The 289-nt window shown below is 70.2% G+C and carries 1 protein-coding gene; it reads left to right on the forward strand.

Translation table 11 applies throughout. From position 1 onward, the window contains the following. A partial coding sequence (locus VTU_RS28660; protein WP_010107431.1) for a SwmB domain-containing protein occupies nt 1-289 on the forward strand: 289 nt, incomplete at both ends.

A 289-nucleotide genomic window follows, 5' to 3' on the forward strand; every position in this document is an offset into this window, starting at 1 on the left:
CACCGGCCAATGGGGCCTTTACGGTGCTCGTCAACGGCGTCGCGAACGCCGTCACCAACGTCAGCGTCGAGCCCCAAGCCAAGACCGTCACGCTCACGCTGAGCACGGCGGTCACCCGCGGCCAGACGGTCACCGTCGCCTACGCCGACCCCACGACCGGCAACGACGCCAACGCCATACAGGACGCCGCAGGCAACGACGCGGCCAGCTTTGCGGCCACCGCGGTGCGCAACAACACGCCGGCAGCAGACACCACGCCCCCGGAGTTCAGCAGCGCCACGGCCAACGG

Source organism: Verminephrobacter aporrectodeae subsp. tuberculatae At4 (assembly GCF_000193225.1).
Classification (GTDB): Bacteria; Pseudomonadota; Gammaproteobacteria; order Burkholderiales; family Burkholderiaceae_C; genus Acidovorax; species Acidovorax aporrectodeae.